This window comes from Cellulomonas sp. KU4C, from assembly GCF_056868065.1.
Genome location: NZ_CP200322.1, coordinates 517,953 through 534,213 on the forward strand (window position 1 = coordinate 517,953; position 16,261 = coordinate 534,213).

The 16,261-nt window shown below is 74.7% G+C and carries 9 protein-coding genes and 2 pseudogenes; 8 read left to right on the forward strand and 3 right to left on the reverse strand.

Annotated elements, in window-relative coordinates; translation table 11 throughout:
• Positions 1 to 127 precede the first annotated feature (127 nt).
• Genes AC1VL8_RS02445 through AC1VL8_RS02455 form a run of 3 tightly spaced genes read left to right on the forward strand, consistent with a single transcriptional unit; the run spans position 128 to position 4,314 of the window.
• Complete coding sequence (locus AC1VL8_RS02445; protein WP_483073992.1) at positions 128 to 2,839, forward strand: helix-turn-helix transcriptional regulator; 2,712 nt, start codon at positions 128 to 130, stop codon at positions 2,837 to 2,839.
• 10 nt (positions 2,840 to 2,849) lie between these two features.
• On the forward strand, positions 2,850 to 3,656 hold the full coding sequence (locus tag AC1VL8_RS02450; RefSeq protein ID WP_483073993.1) for an exodeoxyribonuclease III: 807 nt from the start codon (positions 2,850 to 2,852) through the stop codon (positions 3,654 to 3,656).
• A gap of 4 nt (positions 3,657 to 3,660) precedes the next feature.
• Positions 3,661 to 4,314, forward strand: a complete 654-nt coding sequence (locus tag AC1VL8_RS02455; protein ID WP_483073994.1) for a DUF4190 domain-containing protein — start codon at positions 3,661 to 3,663, stop codon at positions 4,312 to 4,314.
• Between the two features lie 11 nt (positions 4,315 to 4,325).
• Here the strand turns inward: AC1VL8_RS02455 and AC1VL8_RS02460 are convergent, their stop codons facing one another.
• Positions 4,326 to 4,925, reverse strand: a complete 600-nt coding sequence (locus tag AC1VL8_RS02460) for a TetR/AcrR family transcriptional regulator (protein ID WP_483073995.1) — start codon at positions 4,923 to 4,925, stop codon at positions 4,326 to 4,328.
• A 276-nt stretch (positions 4,926 to 5,201) separates the two neighbouring features.
• Here AC1VL8_RS02460 and AC1VL8_RS02465 point away from each other — a divergent pair.
• From AC1VL8_RS02465 to AC1VL8_RS02475, 3 genes and pseudogenes are all read left to right on the forward strand, one after another.
• A pseudogene (locus AC1VL8_RS02465) lies at positions 5,202 to 6,575 on the forward strand (aryl-beta-d-glycosidase); the annotation flags it as partial.
• 40 nt (positions 6,576 to 6,615) lie between these two features.
• The gene (locus AC1VL8_RS02470) at positions 6,616 to 7,350 is read left to right on the forward strand and encodes a fibronectin type III-like domain-contianing protein (protein ID WP_483073996.1); all 735 of its coding nucleotides are present in this window, start codon (positions 6,616 to 6,618) and stop codon (positions 7,348 to 7,350) included.
• Positions 7,351 to 7,506: 156 nt separating this feature from the next.
• Complete coding sequence (locus AC1VL8_RS02475) at positions 7,507 to 8,598, forward strand: FAD-dependent oxidoreductase (protein ID WP_483073997.1); 1,092 nt, start codon at positions 7,507 to 7,509, stop codon at positions 8,596 to 8,598.
• A gap of 32 nt (positions 8,599 to 8,630) precedes the next feature.
• On the opposite strand, the gene AC1VL8_RS02480 is transcribed toward AC1VL8_RS02475, so the two are convergent.
• Together AC1VL8_RS02480 and clpB are read right to left on the reverse strand one after the other, a co-directional pair.
• Positions 8,631 to 9,284 (reverse strand): DedA family protein, encoded by a 654-nt coding sequence (locus AC1VL8_RS02480; protein ID WP_483073998.1) that lies wholly within the window; start codon positions 9,282 to 9,284, stop codon positions 8,631 to 8,633.
• Positions 9,285 to 9,381: 97 nt separating this feature from the next.
• Complete coding sequence (gene clpB, locus AC1VL8_RS02485; RefSeq protein WP_483073999.1) at positions 9,382 to 11,988, reverse strand: ATP-dependent chaperone ClpB; 2,607 nt, start codon at positions 11,986 to 11,988, stop codon at positions 9,382 to 9,384.
• 715 nt (positions 11,989 to 12,703) lie between these two features.
• Between clpB and AC1VL8_RS02490 the strand changes: the two are divergent.
• Together AC1VL8_RS02490 and AC1VL8_RS02495 are read left to right on the forward strand one after the other, a co-directional pair.
• Positions 12,704 to 14,354: pseudogene (locus tag AC1VL8_RS02490) on the forward strand (glycosyltransferase family 2 protein).
• A gap of 117 nt (positions 14,355 to 14,471) precedes the next feature.
• Positions 14,472 to 16,064 carry a glycoside hydrolase family 26 protein gene (locus AC1VL8_RS02495; protein WP_483074000.1) on the forward strand — a complete coding sequence of 531 codons (1,593 nt, stop codon included), beginning with the start codon at positions 14,472 to 14,474 and terminating at the stop codon, positions 16,062 to 16,064.
• Positions 16,065 to 16,261 lie beyond the last annotated feature (197 nt).

The following is a 16,261-nucleotide window of genomic DNA, read 5'->3' on the forward strand; positions in this document are numbered from 1 at the left end:
CTCTCCACGGCTACCGAGTTCGCCCGCCCGGCTACGCGGATCCCCGCAGCTCCCCGGGCGGGCTCCGGGAGCGGGGCGATCCTCTCGTGCGACACGTCGAGGGGGAGGGAGCAGGACGATCGAGGGGATGAGGCGGTCGGTCGACGAGGTGCACCGGTGGCTCGCCACCGGGCAGGCCGTCGTCGTCCGCGGCGACGACGGCTCGGGACGCACGTCGGTCCTGGAGGCGGTGCGCGACGCCGCGTCGCACCGGTCCCGCGCGACCCTCCTGGTGCGAGCCGCCGGCGACGCGCCCTACGCACCGCTCCTCACGCACGCGGTGGGGTCGGGCGCGACCACCGCGGCTGCCCTCGTCGACCGCCTCGTCGCCGACGTCGGCGGCACGGACGGGCTGCTGCTCCTGGACGACGTGGACCTGCTGGACGCCGGCACCGCCGCCGTGGTGCTCCAGGCGGTCCGCCGGGTCGGCTGCGCGGTCGTGATGACGAGCGGGCGGGACGTGACGCGGCTGTCCGGCCCGACCGCGGACCTCGTCGCGCAGTGCGCTCCCGCGGAGGTCCGGGTGCTGCCGCTCGGCTTCGGGTCGATGTCCGCGCTGCTCACGGGTGCGCTCGGTGGCGCACCCGACGTCGCGCTCGTGTCCGCGGTGACGGCTCGCTCGGCGGGCAACCCGCGCGTCGCGCTCTCCCTCGTCCGCTCCGCGCGGTTCGCCCGTGCCATCCGGTGCGTCGACGGCCGGTGGACGAAGGTGCGGCCGCTCGACCAGGTCCCGCTGGACGCGGTCGCGCACGCGCTGCTCGCCCGCCTCGACGAGGCCCAGGTCGACGCCCTGGAGGCGGTCGCGCTCCGCGGGCCGGAGCACCCGGTGGATCCGCACGCCGACGGGCTCGACGCCGCGGTCGTGCAGCGCCTGCTCGCCGGGGGGCGCCTCGTCGCGCGCGGTCCGGGGCCGGGAGGCGCGGAGCTCGTCGTGTCTCCCCCGGCGCTCGCCGCCGCGCTGCGGCAGCGGCACGGCCGGCAGCCGTCGGCGGTGGCACCGCGGTCGGACGGCGCCCGGACGGGGCCGGGCCGGTCGCCCGGCCTGGGGATGCTCCTGCTGACGGAGCACGGCTGCGACGACACGGGCTACTGGCGCGTCGCCGCACACCTGACGTCGCTCCTGCAGGAGCGCTCCGCGACCGCCGAGCAGGTGGCGCGCGTCGCGTGGCTCCGTTCCCCGACCGTGGCGCACGCGAACTCCTACCTCGCGCTCCTCATGCGACGACCGGCCACCGACCTCGTGGAGGCGGTCCTGCGCGACACCCGGCACGCACCGGACGACGACCCCGAGGCGCAGGTGCAGCACCGCCTGTACGAGGCGCGGTGGGCGGCGTACCAGGGCGAGACGGTCGAGGCCGTCCGCCGGCGCATCGGCCCCGACGCACCCGCCCTGGAGCCCTTCCTGTCGGTCCACGAGACACGGGACTCGCTGGTGACGGCGCTGCGGGAGGGGGCCGAGGACACCACGGCCGTGGACCACCCGGTGGCGGACCTGCTGCTCCCGCTGCGCGGGTGGTCGCGCGTGGCGCGGGCCGCCGGAGCGCTGGAGGCGGGTCGACCGGACCTCACCCTGCGGCTGTGCGAGGAGGCGGGGGACGGCCCGCTGACGCCCGAGGTGCACCACCACCTCGCGGGGCTGCGGGGCGAGGCGCTGCTGATGCTCGACGACCTCCGGGGCGCGGAGCGGTGGTCGCGGGAGCACCTCGCCCAGGCCCTCGACGAGCTCGACACCGGCGGCATCCGGGTGCACGCCTGCGTGCTCGCCCAGGTCCTCATGTTCGCGGGACGGCCGCACGCCGCGTGGCGTGCGATCAGCACGTCCCTGCGGCTCGGGCCGCCGGGGCCGCTCGAGGACTCGTACTACCGGCGCACGCTCGTGCTCAGCGCGACGCTGCAGGTGCGGTCCGGCGCGCTCCCGGTCGCGCAGATCCTCGTCGCCGAGCTCGACGGCATCCCGCGAGGGTCCCGGCCGCTGATCCGGTCGATGCGCGCGCTCGCCCACGCGGCGCTCGAGGTCGCGCAGGGCGACGACGCCGAGGCCGCGGACCGGATGTGGGCGCGGGGCGAGCGGTACGTCCTCGCCGGGCAGCTCCAGCCGGGCCTCCTGTGCTGGCTGCTGTCGGCGGTGCCGATCGACGGCGCGCGACGTGCCGAGGTCAGCGCGGCCTGGGACCGCGTGCACCTCCCCCTGCTCGAGCCGTTCCTCCGCCTGCACGACGCCCTCAGCTCCGGCGACCTCGCCGCCGCCCAGGGGGCGCTCCCGACGGGGCGGGCGTGGATCGCGGCCGGGTTGGCCCGCTCGGCGAAGTCCGCGCTGGACCGGAGTAGGCGCTCGGCGGACCCGGGGACGGGGCCCCCACCCCCACCCCCGCGCCCCGTCCGCCCCGCGTCGGAACCGGGCGCAGGGCGCCTCTCGCTGCCGGTGGAGGTGCTGTCCGCGCGCGAGCGGGAGGTCGCGCTGCTCGCGCGCGCGGGGCTGAGCAACCGGCAGATCGCGGAGCGCCTCGTGCTGAGCGTCCGCACCGTGGAGAACCACATGAGCCGCGCGCTGCGCAAGCTCGGGTACACCAGCCGGGTCGAGCTCGACCTCTGGTCGGAGCTCGACCACGTTGTGCGGCCCGGGCGCGGACCGCCACCGACGGCTGCTGCCCGGCCCTCCGGGTACGCCGGGTCGCGTCCCGACCGCCGGGCCGGGGTCGGGCTCGGCACCGCGTCCAGGTGTGGAGGTGGTCGGGGCGGTGAGCGAGGGGCTCGGGCCGCGTGGTTCGCGGGAGCGCACCTCGTGGGTGGGTGCCGGTAGGTTGCCGGGCATGCGCCTCGCCACCTGGAACGTGAACTCCGTCCGCACCCGCGTCGACCGTGTCGTCGCGTTCCTGGAGCGGTCGGGCACCGACGTGCTCGCGATGCAGGAGACCAAGTGCAAGGACGAGCAGTTCCCGCGCGAGGCGTTCGAGGCCGCCGGCTACGAGGTGGTCACCAGCGGGTTCAGCCAGTGGAACGGCGTGGCGATCGCGTCGCGCGTGGGCATCACGGACGTCGAGCACGCGTTCGCCGGCCAGCCCGGCTGGGGCGAGGACCCGGTGACCGAGGCGCGGGCCCTCGGGGCGAGCTGCGGCGGGGTGCGCGTGTGGAGCCTGTACACCCCGAACGGCCGGGAGATCGGCGACCCGCACTTCGACTACAAGCTCCGCTGGCTCGAGGCGCTGCGCACCGAGGCGGCGCGCTGGATCGACGACGACGCCGGCGACCCCGCCCTGCCGGTGGCGCTGGTCGGCGACTGGAACGTCGCCCCGCTGGACACGGACGTGTGGGACATCGGGCTGTTCGCGGGCCGCACCCACGTCACCCCTGCCGAGCGGGACGCGTTCGCCGCGTTCGCCGCCGCCGGCTACACCGAGGTCTCGCGCACGCACCTGCCCGCCGAGCACACGTACACCTACTGGGACTACCAGCAGCTGCGGTTCCCCCGGAACGAGGGCATGCGGATCGACTTCACCTGGGCGTCGCCGGCGCTGGCACCCCGGGTCACCGGCGTCGAGATCGACCGGAACGAGCGCAAGGGCAAGGGCGCGTCCGACCACGTCCCGGTGATCCTCGACATCGCCGACGCGGCCTGAGCCCGTGACGACGCCCACCGGGTACCCCGAGGCGTACTACGCGCCCGGGTGGGGGTCGGCGCCCGCGCGGACGGACGGGGTGGCGGTCGCCGCGCTCGTGACCGGCCTGCTGGGCCTGGGGCCCGTCGCCCTGGTGCTGGGGCTCGTCGCGCTGCCCCGCACGCGGCCGGGCCGGCGACGGGGTCGCGGGCTCGCGGTCGCGGGCATCGTGCTCGGCGGACTGGGGGTGCTCGCGTGGGCCGCGCTCGCGGCGGTCGGCGTCGGCACCGCGCTGGCGACCCGGCCCCTGCCGGGCGACGTGGCCGAGCCGGTGGACGCGCGGGCGGTCCAGCTCGTCACGGGCAGCTGCGTCGCGGAGCTGCCCGCCGACGGGCCGGTGGACCGGGTGCGCGTGGTGCCCTGCGCCGACGTGCACGCGGCGCAGGTGGTCACGGCGTACGCGTTCGCCGACGACCTCCCGTGGCCGGGCCAGGACCGCGCGACCGCCACGGTGGCCGCCGCGTGCGACCTCACCCCCGCGGAGCAGGAGCGCGGGCTGCGCGCGGTGGCGTGGGCGCCGACCGAGCGGTCCTGGGCGAGCGGGGACCGCGACGGGCTGTGCCTGGCGGTGCTGCCGGAACCCGGGACCGGGTCGCTGCTGGACGCCGGCGGGCGGTAGCCGGCGGCGGGTCAGAGCTCGATGGTCAGGTGCGACGACACCAGTGCCCGCACCGCCCCGATCATGTCGGTGCGACCCCCGTCGAGCAGCCACTGCACCTGCATGCCGTCCATCAGCGCGATCAGCTGCCGGCCCGCGACCTCGGGGTCGACCTCCGGCCGGAGCTGGCCCGCGTCGCCCGCCTGCCGGTACGCGGCGACGGCGGCGCCCACCGAGGTCTGGTAGCGCTCGACGAAGAACGCGTGGGCGGGGTGCTCCGCGGAGGTGGCCTCGGCGGACAGCACCGCGTACAGCTCGACGATGTTCCGGCGCCCGGCGTTGAGCTCCACGAGCTCGACGAGCCGGCGCAGCGTCACGACGCCGTCGGTCTGGTCGAGCCCGACCCAGGCGATGTCGACCTCGTCGCGGTGCTCGAGGACGGCCAGCAGCAGCGACTCCTTGGTCGGGAAGTGGTGCAGCAGCCCGGGGTGCGAGATGCCGCAGCGGGCGGCGATCTCCCGCAGCGACGCACCGCGGTAGCCGACCTCGCCGAACAGGGCCATCGCCTGGTCGATGATCTCGCGCCGCTTCGCGCGCCCCTTGGCGTAGCCCCGCTGGACCTCGACGCTCATGGCACTCCCCCTGGCCGGACCGGTGGCACCGCCGTGGTGCCGGGGCACAGCGTCTCACAGCGGGCTTGCAGTCTCGACGCAAACCCGACCACCCGGTAGGCAACAGGGCTACAGTGGGGGAAAGTCCGATCGCACGAGGAGGTGCCCCGCATGTCCGTCGCATTCGACGTCGAGCGTGTCCTGGCCGAGCTCACCCTGGAGGAGAAGGCCGCGCTGACGTCCGGCTCCGACTTCTGGCACACCCAGGCGGTGGAGCGCCTCGGGGTGCCCGCCGTGATGGTGACCGACGGCCCCCACGGCCTGCGCAAGCAGGCCACCAGCGCCGACCACCTGGGCATCGGCGACTCCGTGCCCGCGACCTGCTTCCCGCCCGCCGCCGCGCTCGCGTCCACCTGGGACGTCGACCTGCTCGACCGGGTCGGTCGCGCGCTGGGCCGCGAGACCCGCGGCAACGAGGTCGCGGTGCTGCTCGGCCCGGGCGTGAACATGAAGCGGTCGCCGCTGTGCGGGCGCAACTTCGAGTACTTCTCCGAGGACCCGGCGCTGGCCGGCGACCTGGGCGCGGCCCTGGTGTCCGGCATCCAGTCGCAGGGCGTCGGCACGTCGCTCAAGCACTTCGCCGCGAACAACCAGGAGACCGACCGCATGCGGGTCTCCGCGGACGTGGACGAGCGCACGCTGCGCGAGATCTACCTCCCCGCGTTCGAGCGCGTGGTGACGCGGGCGCAGCCGTGGACGGTCATGTGCGCCTACAACAAGGTCAACGGCGTCTACGCCTCGCAGGACCCGTGGCTGCTGACCGGGCTGCTGCGCGACGAGTGGGGCTTCGAGGGCCTGGTCGTGTCCGACTGGGGCGCCGTCGCGGACCGCGTCGCCGCCGTCGCCGCGGGCCTGGACCTGGAGATGCCCGCCACCGGCGGCCGGACCGACGCGCTCGTCGTCGACGCGGTGAAGAACGGCGAGCTGGACGAGGCCGTGCTCGACGTCGCGGTGCGCCGCGTGCTGCGGATGGTGGCGCGCGCGCTGCCCGCCCTGGCCGAGCCCGGCGAGGTCGACGTCGAGGCCCACCACGAGCTGGCCCGCGAGGCCGCCGCCGACGGCTCGGTGCTGCTGAAGAACGCCCCTGTCGACGGCGCGCCCGTGCTGCCGCTGAGCGCGTCCGACGCCGCCTCGGCCGTGGTGATCGGCGAGTTCGCCCGCACGCCGCGGTACCAGGGCGCCGGGTCCTCGCAGGTGAACCCGACCCGCCTGGACGACGCGCTCACCGCGCTGCGCGCCGCCACGGGCACGGAGCTGCCGTTCGCCGCCGGGTTCTCCGTCGCCGGGGTCGAGGGGTCGCAGGACGCCGACGACGCCGCGCTGCTGGCCGAGGCCGTCGCGACCGCGCGGGACGCCGGGACGGTGCTGCTGTTCCTCGGGCTGCCCGCCCCCGACGAGTCCGAGGGCTACGACCGCACGCACCTCGGCCTGCCGGCCAACCAGGTCGCCGTGCTGCGCGCCGTCGCCGCGGTGAACCCCCGGGTCGTCGTGGTGCTCGCGAACGGCTCCGCGGTGACCGTCGAGTGGCAGGACGACGCGGCCGCGGTGCTGGAGACGTGGCTCGGTGGCCAGGCGGGCGGCTCGGCCGTCGCCGACCTGCTGCTCGGCGTCCGCACCCCGTCGGGCAAGCTCGCCGAGACGATCCCGCACCGTGTGGAGGACACCCCGGCGTTCGGGAAGCTTCCCCGGCGAGCTGGGGCACGTCCGGTACGGCGAGGGCGTGCTGATCGGCTACCGCTGGTACGACACCCGCCTGGTCGACGTCGCCTACCCGTTCGGCCACGGCCTGTCGTACACGACGTTCGGCTACTCCGACGTCACCGCGTCGGTGCGGGGCAAGGGCGCGGACGCCGCCGTCGACGTGTCCGTCACCGTGACCAACACCGGCGCCGTCGCGGGTGCCGAGACCGTGCAGGTCTACGTGGGCGACCCCGAGGCCGCCGTCCAGCGCCCGACGCGCGAGCTCAAGGCCTTCGCCAAGGTCGCGCTGGCGCCCGGGGCCTCGCGGACGCTGGCGTTCACGCTGTCCGCCCGCGACCTGTCCTACTGGCACCCGGGCCTGCACCGCTGGGTCGTCGGCGGCGGTCGCACCGTCGTCGAGGTCGGGTCGTCGTCCCGCGACATCCGCGGCACCGTCGAGGTCGCGGTCACCGGCGAGCCCCTGTGGGGCGACCTGACGGGCGACTCCACCGTCGCCGAGTGGCTGGCGCACCCCGTCGGCGCCCGCGTGCTCGGACCCTCGTTCGGCGAGGCCACCGGGCAGCTGGACGCCACGATGCTCGCGATGCTCGGCGACATGCCGATGCGCGTCGTCGCGGGCTTCGGGATGGGCGGGTTCGACGAGGACGGCCTCGCGGCGATGGTCGACGAGGTCGCCGCGGCCTGACCCCCCGCGCACCGGCCGACGGCCCGCCCCGCCCCTGCGGCGAGGCGGGCCGTCGGCACGTCTGGGGCCTGCGTCCCGGGTCGGCCGCGCGCCCGGGTGGCAGGCTGGACGCGTCGGCGCGACCAGCGCGGACGCACGGGCGAGAGGGGTTCTCCGATGGCAGGCAACCGGGTCGTGGTGGTCGGCGGCGGGTACGGCGGGACGCTGGTCGCCGCGCTGCTCGACGACGTCGCCGAGGTGGTGCTGGTCGAGCCGAAGGACGCGTTCGTGCACGCCTCGGCCGCCCTGCGCGCCGCGGTGGACCCCGCGTGGGAGGACCGGGTGTTCTTCGGCTACGGGAACCTGCTCGAGCGCGGGCGCGTCGTGCAGCAGCGCGTCGAGCGCGCCACGTCGGACCGCGTGCAGCTGGCCGGCGGCACGACGCTCGAGGCCGACCACCTGGTGCTCGCCACCGGCACGTCCTACCCGTTCCCGTCCAAGTTCATCGAGTCGGAGACCGCCGTCGCGCGCGCCCGGCTCGCCCGGATGCGCGAGGGCCTCGCCCGCACGGAGCGGGTGCTGGTCGTCGGCGCCGGGGCGGTCGGGCTCGAGCTGGCCGGCGAGCTCCTGGACGCCTACCCGCACCTGCGGGTCACGGCGGTCGACCAGGCCCCGGACGCGCTGACCACGGGCGACTACCTGCCCGAGCTCCGCGCCGCCGTGCACGCGCAGCTCGACGGCCGGGTGGACTTCGTGCTCGGGTCCCGCCTCGGCTACCTCCCGCCGTCGGACGTCGGCACGTACGAGCCGTTCGTCGTCGAGACCGAGGCGGGCGTGCGCGTCGAGGCGCAGATGTGGTTCCGCTGCTACGGCAACGTCCCCGCGAGCGACTACCTCGCGGGGGACCTCGCGTCGACCCGCAACGGCCTCGGCGAGGTGCGCGTCGACGCGCACCTCGCGCTCGTCGGCCACCCGTCGGTGTGGGCGGTCGGGGACATCACCGACGTCCGGGAGTCCAAGCGCGCGTCCGCCGCCCGGGCGCACGCCGAGGTGGTCGCGGCGAACATCCGCGCCCGCATCGAGGGCCGCGCACCCGCGGCGACGTACGCCCCCGCGCCCGAGCGCATCGTGCTGCCGCTGGGCCGCACCGGCGGCGCGAGCCAGCTGATGGCCGACGACGGCACCCGGCACGTCCTGGGCGCCGAGGAGACGAGCCGGATGAAGGGCGCGGACCTCTACTCGACGGCGATGGCGAAGCTCTTCGGCTGACACCCCGGCCCCGGGGTGCGACCTGGCGCGGGTCAGGCGGCGCGGCGGCGGCGGAGGCGGGTCCAGACGAACCGGACCACCACGACCGCGATCGCCGCGTACACCGCGTAGTTGATCCAGTCGGAGTAGCGGCCGACGTCCTCCCACTGCGCGCCCAGGACGTAGCCCGCGACGATCAGGCCCGTGTTCCAGACCGCGCTGCCGAGCGCCGTGTACGCGAGGAACCGGGCCTGCGGCATCCGCTCCAGGCCCGCCGGGACCGACACCAGCGACCGCACGACCGGTACGCAGCGACCGATCAGCACCGCGGCGCCGCCGTGCCGCTCGAACCACGACTCCGCGCGGTCCAGGTCCTCGACCTCCATCAGCGGGATCCGCTCGAGCCAGCGGCGCAGCCGCTCCCGACCGAGCCAGACGCCGAGCCCGTAGAGCAGCCACGCGCCGGCGACCGCGCCGACCGTCGCCGCGACCACCGCCCAGGCGAGCGGCATCTTCCCCTGGCTCGCGACGTATCCCGCGACGGGCAGCACGACCTCGGACGGGATCGGCGGGAACACGTTCTCCAGCGCGACCAGCAGGCCGACGCCCGCGGGCCCGAGCGCCTCGACGACGCTCACCACCCAGCCGGCGAGGCCGGTGAGCTCGGCGGGGTCCTGCGCGGCGGCGAGCACGGTGGTGGCGGTCATCACGCCCGATGGTCGCACCGCGGCACGACGCCCGCAGCACGACGCCCGCCCGGCGACCGGGTCGCACGGGCGGGCGTCGGGGGTGGCCCGGCGCAGGTCAGGCGCGCTCGAGCACCAGCCCGGTGCCGCCGTCGGGGGCGCGCGTGACCCGGACGGTGTCGCCGTCGTGCACCTCGCCGGCCAGGATCAGCCGCGCGAGGCGGTCGCCGATCTCGCGCTGCACGAGCCGGCGCAGCGGGCGGGCGCCGTACGCCGGGTCGAACCCCTCGATCGCCAGCCACTCGCGTGCGGCGGGGTCGACGTCGAGCACGATCCGCCGGTCCCGCAGCCGCCCGGCCAGGGACGCCACCTGCAGGTCGACGATCCGGCTGAGCTCGTCGAGCGACAGCGGGTCGAACAGCACGACGTCGTCGAGCCGGTTGAGGAACTCCGGCTTGAACGCCTCCCGGACGGCGCCCATCACGCCGTCGCGCCGGGCGGCGTCGTCGAGCGTCGGGTCGACGAGGAACTGCGAGCCGAGGTTCGACGTGAGCACCAGGATGACGTTCCGGAAGTCGACCGTGCGCCCCTGGCCGTCGGTGAGCCGCCCGTCGTCCAGCACCTGCAGCAGGATGTCGAACACCTCGGGGTGGGCCTTCTCGACCTCGTCCAGCAGCAGCACGGAGTACGGGCGCCGGCGGACGGCCTCGGTGAGCTGGCCGCCCTCCTCGTAGCCGACGTAGCCCGGGGGCGCCCCGATCAGGCGCGCCACCGAGTGCCGCTCGGCGTACTCGGACATGTCGATCCGCACCATCGCGCGCTCGTCGTCGAACAGGAAGTCCGCGAGCGCCTTCGCGAGCTCGGTCTTGCCGACGCCGGTCGGGCCGAGGAACAGGAACGACCCGGTGGGGCGGTCGGGGTCGGCGACGCCCGCCCGGGAGCGCCGGACGGCGTCGGAGACGGTGGTGACGGCCGTGTGCTGGCCGATCAGCCGCTGCCCGAGCACCTCCTCCATCCGCAGGAGCTTCGCGGTCTCGCCCTCGAGCAGCCGGCCCGCGGGGATGCCGGTCCAGGCGGCGACGACCTCGGCGATCTCGTCGGGCCCGACCTTGTCGGCGATCATCGGGGCCTCGTCGCGCGGGGCGGCGCCGGCCTCGGCGCGCTCGCGCTCCTCGGCGGCGGCGATCTCCTGCTCGACGGCCGGGATCTCCCCGTACTGGATGCGCGCGGCACCGGACAGGTCGCCCTCGCGCAGCAGCCGGTCCGCGGTGGACCGCAGCTCGTCCAGCCGGGCCTTGAGGTCGCCGACGAGGTTGTGCCCGGCCTTCTCCTTCTCCCAGCGGGCGGTGAGCCCGGCGAGCTCCTCGCGGCGGTCGGCGAGGTCGGCGCGCAGCTTCTCCAGCCGGTCGCGGGAGGCCGGGTCGTCCGCCTCCGACAGCACGACCTCCTCCATCTCCAGGCGGGTGACGGCGCGCTGCAGCTGGTCGATCTCGACCGGGGAGGAGTCGAGCTCCATCCGCAGCCGGGACGCGGCCTCGTCGACCAGGTCGATCGCCTTGTCCGGGAGCTGGCGTCCCGGGATGTACCGGTCGGACAGCGCGGCGGCGGCGACGAGCGCGGCGTCGGCGATGGTGACCTTGTGGTGCGCCTCGTACCGCTCCTTGAGGCCGCGCAGGATCGCGACGGTGTCCTCGACGGAGGGCTCGCCGACGAACACCTGCTGGAACCGGCGCTCGAGGGCGGGGTCCTTCTCGATCCGCTCCCGGTACTCGTCCAGGGTGGTGGCGCCGACGAGGCGCAGCTCCCCGCGGGCGAGCATCGGCTTGAGCATGTTGCCGGCGTCCATCGCACCCTCGCCCCCGGCGCCCGCGCCGACGACGGTGTGCAGCTCGTCGATGAAGGTGACGACCTCGCCCTCGGACGAGGTGATCTCCTCCAGGACGGCCTTGAGCCGCTCCTCGAACTCGCCGCGGTACTTCGCGCCCGCGACCATCGCCGCGAGGTCGAGCGAGATGAGGCGCTTGCCGCGCAGGGACTCCGGCACGTCGCCGGCGACGATGCGCTGGGCGAGCCCCTCGACGACGGCCGTCTTGCCGACGCCGGGCTCGCCGATCAGCACCGGGTTGTTCTTGGTGCGGCGGGACAGCACCTGGATGACGCGGCGGATCTCGGCGTCGCGGCCGATCACCGGGTCGAGCCGGCCGTCCCGCGCGCGCTGGGTGAGGTCGACGCCGTACTTCTCGAGCGACTTGTAGGTGCCCTCGGGGTTCGGGCTGGTCACGCGCGACGAACCGCGGACGGACGGCAGCGCGGCGGCGAGCGCGTCCCGGGAGGCGCCCTGGGCGCGCAGCGCGTCGGCGACGCCGGTCTGCCCGGCGGCCAGCCCCAGCAGCAGGTGCTCGGTCGAGACGTAGTCGTCGCCGAGGGTCCGCGCCTCGGACGACGCCGCCTCGATGACCGCGGCGGTCGCGCGGGACGCCGTGGGCTGCGCGACCGACGACCCGCTCGCGGTGGGCAGGCCGACCAGGACGGCGCGGACCGCCCGCCCGAGCGCCGTCCGGTCCGCGCCGACGGCGTCGAGCAGGCCGTTCGCGACCCCGCCCTCCTGGGCGAGCAGCGCGTTCAGCAGGTGGGCCGGCTCCAGCTGCGGGTTCCCGGCGGCCGACGCCTGCTGGATGGCGTCGCCGATGGCCTCCTGCGACTTGGTGGTGAGCTTCGCGTCCAACGTCCCCTCCGTGCGTGCCTCGTGCGTGCGGTCCCGCGGGTGCCCGCGGGGGTGGTCAGGTGCTCTCAGGTTCCGTCCGGTGCAACCCGGCCCAAGTTGAGCCTATTCCGCTCAACTCTGCGTGGCGAGCCCTCGCGCCCGGTGACGCGATGCGCGGGCGCGCGGCGGCGCGGGCGACCCCGCCCCTACCCGAGCCTCCGCCGGACGGCTCGTCATAGCGCACTGTGACTCTGACCCGCGTCATGACTCGTTGTGACCAGGTTCACGTCACCGACACGCGCCCGACGCGCTGCCGCAACACCGGGCACCCGCGCTGAGCAGCGACACCGCTGTCCGGAGATACCTCCGGACATATCCGACTTGCACGACTGTGATCTGGACATTTACGGCAATCCGGACCACGCAGACGTGATCCATCTCACAAAACGTGTCCGATTCGCCCGAAGGGAGTTGCGCTGCGCCAGCCCCGCCCAACACTCTTGGACCACTCCCGCCGGGATCACATCCGGCTCACAGGAAGCCCCCGACCGGACCCTCCATCCGCTCGAACGGGTGACCCTCAGTCAACAGCCGCCCGCCCGCCGAGTCACAACGGACGGACCCTCGAGCAGCCAGCTCGGACGGACACCGCCCACCGCCCCACCCGCGTTGCCCCCTCCTTGCCGCGTCACCGTCGCCGCCGGCTCTTCCGACACGACCCGCGCCGAGGTGAGCGATGTTCATCTTCATCCTGCAGATCCGGCACATGCTCGACGACCACGCCGAGCTGTACCTCTTCACCGTCTTCTCCGGGCTCGTCTGGGCCCTGTGGATCCTCAAGGTCGTCCTGTCGCGGCGGTACCGCCCCTGGGTCGCCGAGCACCACGAGACCACCAGCGTCATCGTCCCCGTCGTCGACGAGCCGCTCGACCTGTTCCGCGACGTGCTCACCCGGGTCACCGAGCAGCACCCCGACGAGGTCATCGTCGTCATCAACGGCGCCCGCAACCCCGACCTCGAGGCGGTGTGCGACGAGTTCGCGCCGCTGGTCCGCTGGGTGCACACCCCGATCCCCGGCAAGCGGAACGCGGTGAAGATCGGCACCGAGCTTCTCGAAGTACGACGTCACCGTGCTGCTCGACTCCGACACGGTGTGGACGCCGGGCACGCTCTCGGAGCTCATCAAGCCGTTCAAGGACTCGAACGTCGGCGGCGTCACCACCCGCCAGCGCATCCTCGAGCCCTCGCGCTCCTGGATCACCCGCTGGGCGGACTGGCTGGAGAACTCGCGCTCGCTCTACTCGATGCCCGCGCAGTCCGTCCTCGGCCAGGTGGGCTGCCTCCCCGGGCGCACCATCGCCTTCCGGCGGCACATCCTCATCGACGTCATGCACGACTTCATGACCCAGCGGTTCATGGGCGTGTTCCTCGAGGTCTCCGACGACCGGACGCTGACCAACCTCACCCTCAAGCAGGGGTACCGGACGGTCTACCAGCACACCAGCCTGGTCTACACGGACGCCCCGCTGCAGGTGAAGAAGCTGTTCAAGCAGCAGCTCCGCTGGGCGCGCGGCTCGCAGTACAACACCCTGCGGATGCTGCCCTGGATGCTCGGCCACGCCCCGGTGCTGTCGATCTTCTTCCTGGCCGACATCATCCTGCCGTTCCTGCTGGTCGGGACGATCGCCGGCTGGGTCTACCGGTCCGTCACCGGCACCGGCGTCAACCTCTACGAGGCGATGCTCGAGACCTACGGGGCCCAGGCCGGCTGGTTCTGGGTGATCGCGCTCATGGTCGTGTCGTCCGTGCTCTCGATGGCGATCCGGCAGATCCGGCACCTGCAGGAGGTCCCCAGCGACTTCTTCCGGCTGCCGATCTTCATCATCGTCTCGACGTTCTTCCTGATGCCGGTCCGCCTGCTCGGGTTCCTCCGCATGGCGCACGCCTCCGGCTGGGGCACCCGCGCCGGTGCCTACGCCGGCGGTGACCCGGGCCAGAGCGACGACGCCGAGTCGGCCTCGCTCGAGGCCGAGCTCGACCTGATGTCCCGCCCGGCGCCCGTCGACGTCGTCGACCGCGACGCGCGCTCCGGCGGGTTCCCGACGCAGCGCGACCACGCGGCGGACGACGGCGGCGACCACGGCACCCCGGTGCCCGTCGGCGCCCCGGCCCTGCACGCCGAGGCCGGGACGTCCCCGGCCGCCGGACCCGCGTGGCACGCCACCACCGCCGCGCAGCCCGGCACCGCCCCCGCGGCCGAGGCGTCCCGGCGGCAGGCCCGCGCCGCCGCCCCCGCACCCGCCCGCCGACGGCTCAACCCGCTCGCCGCCATCCCCTACGGGATCGCCGTGATCCTGTTCGCCCTGGAGGCCCTGCTCTATGTCTGACGCCCAGCACCCCCACGGCAAGGCCTGGTGGGCCCCGACGATGGGCCGGATGACCGTCCGCGCCCGCATCGCCACGGCCACCATCGCCATCGCCCTGCTCGCCATCACGCTCGTCGTGTGGAACACGCCCGCCGTGTCCTCGATCGTCAACGCCCAGGCCGACGAGCCCACCGCCGCGGAGCTCGCTCCCGGGCCCGCAACGCCGAGCTCGAGGCGCAGCTCGAGACCAGCCGCTCCCAGGCCGACGCGCTGCGCGACGTCCTGTCCGACGAGCAGGCCGCCCGCAAGAAGGGCGAGGAGGCGCGCGCCGCCGCCCAGGCCCAGCGCGACGCCGAGGCCGCCCAGCAGGCGCAGGCCGGCTCCGGCTCCTCGCAGTCCTCGGGCCGGTCCTCGGCCAGGAAGAGCACGAGCTCGTCCGGCAAGGGCACCAGCGGCGCCAAGGCGCCCACCACCGGTGCCGGCGCGGCGAACCCGAGCAACCCCCGACCCGAGAACCCGACGACCCCCGCCGAGCCGGTCGCCCCCACGGCGCCGTCCAAGGCGGAGCTGCTGGACCCGAGCCAGCGCTACTTCGGGATGTACACCGAGCAGGCGCCGTTCAACTGGGCCACGTTCGACGACGCCGCCCAGGACGTCGGCCGGCAGCAGAGCCTGGTCGGCTACTTCGGCGGCTGGGACGAGCCCTACCGCGCGAACGCCGTGACCCGGGCCTGGCAGCGCGACATGCTGCCGATGCTCACCTGGGAGTCCCGCCCGATCGCGTCCAAGAACGACGTCGTCGACGAGCCGGCGTACAGCCTGCCGAAGATCATCGCGGGCGACTTCGACGCCTACCTCACGCAGTACGCCCAGGACATCGCGACCACCGGCCTGCCGCTCGCGATCCGCCTCGACCACGAGATGAACGGCGTCTGGTACCCCTGGGCCGAGCAGACGTCGTCCGGCGCCCCGATCAACGGCAACGGCGTGGGCGACTACGTGACGATGTGGCGGCACGTCCACGACATCTTCGAGGCCAACGGCGCCAACCAGTACGTGATCTGGGTCTGGGCCCCGAACATCATCAACAACCTCCCGGCCGTGCACCAGGGCCAGGACCACCTCGCGGCCCTCTACCCCGGCGACGCGTACGTCGACTGGGTCGGCGTCTCGGGATACCAGCGTCCGCCCTACAAGGCCGACAACGACGCGACGTTCTCCTACACGTACGACCGCACGCTCGACCAGCTGCGGGCGATCACGGACAAGAAGATCCTGCTCGCCGAGGTCGCGGCCTCCGAGGTCGGCGGCACGAAGCCGCAGTGGGTCCGGTCGTTCTTCCAGGGCTTCGACCCCGGGGCGAACGACGACGTCATCGGGTTCGCCTGGTTCAACCTCGCGATCACCACCTACTCCGGCGGCCAGCTCGTCACCAACGACTGGCGGGTCGACTCGCGGGCCAACAGCCTCGAGGCGTTCCGCACCGGTCTCGCCGACCCGGCCCGCAACTTCGGCGGCACGCTGCTGACCGCGCCGCCCGGAACCGGGTCCGGGGCCGAGCAGCAGGCGCCCGCGCAGGCTCTCGCGCCGGAACCCGCACCGGCACCGGCACCCAGCCCGGCTCCGACCACGGCGCCCGCACCGACCGCGTCGCCCGCACCCACGGCGTCGCCCGCCCCCTCGGCCACGCCGAGCGCGACGCCCACCCCGACCCCGACGGCCGCACCGTGAACCGCCGGACCCGCACTCCCCGCCACCCGCGCACCACCGTGAGGAGCACTGCCATGAACGACGCGTCCCTCTCCGCCGCCACCCTGGCCGCCGAGACCCTGGCCACCGACGACCTCACCGCCGACGAGACGACCGGCGGCGGCGCCCGCGACGGCGCGCCGAAGATCAGCGTCTTCGGCACCGGCTACCTCGGTGCG